Genomic DNA, 868 nt, shown 5'->3' on the forward strand with positions numbered 1-868 from the left:
CCGCACCCCCGGCCCCCGCCGCCCTCGCGGCCAAGGTGCGGACGCTGGCCCCGTCGATGACCCGCTCCATGCAGCGCGTCGCCGAGGCCGTCGCGGGCGACCCCGCCGGCTGCGCGGCCCTCACGGTCACCGGCCTCGCCGAGCTGACGGGCACCAGCGAGGCGACGGTGGTCCGCACCGCCCGCCTCCTCGGCTACCCCGGCTACCGCGACCTGCGCCTCGCGCTCGCCGGGCTCGCCGCGCAGCAGCAGTCGGGCCGGGCGCCCGCCGTCACCGCGGACATCGCTGTCGACGACCCCATCGCGGACGTCGTCGCCAAGCTCGCTTACGACGAACAGCAGACCCTCGCCGACACCGCCGCCGCGCTCGACACCGTGCAGCTCGGCGCCGCCGTCGCCGCCCTCGCGACCGCCCGCCGCACGGAGGTCTACGGCGTGGCCGCCTCCGGCCTCGTCGCCCAGGACCTGGCGCAGAAGCTCCTGCGCATCGGCCACATCGCGCACGCGCACTCCGACCCGCACCTGGCCGTCACCAACGCGGTGACGCTCCGCGCCAAGGACGTGGCCATCGCGATCACCCACTCCGGTTCGACGGGCGACGTGATCGAGCCGCTGCGGGTGGCCTTCGAGCACGGGGCCACCACGATCGCGATCACCGGCCGTCCCGACGGGGCCGTCTCGCAGTACGCCGATCACATACTGACCACCTCCACGGCCCGCGAGAGCGAGCTGAGGCCGGCCGCGATGTCGTCCCGTACGAGTCAACTGCTCGTCGTGGACTGCCTGTTCGTGGGCGTGGCCCAGCGGACGTACGAGACGGCGGCCCCGGCGCTCGCCGCCTCCTACGAAGCGCTCGCCCACCGCCACAG

Annotated in this window: 1 protein-coding gene; it reads left to right on the forward strand. The window is 75.2% G+C overall.

Features of this window, described 5'->3' with window-relative positions:
* On the forward strand, positions 1 to 868 hold an 868-nt coding region (locus GKQ77_RS33045; RefSeq protein WP_219692827.1), incomplete at both ends, for a MurR/RpiR family transcriptional regulator.

This window comes from Streptomyces anatolicus (assembly GCF_019400875.1).
In the GTDB taxonomy this organism is placed as follows: domain Bacteria; phylum Actinomycetota; class Actinomycetes; order Streptomycetales; family Streptomycetaceae; genus Streptomyces; species Streptomyces anatolicus.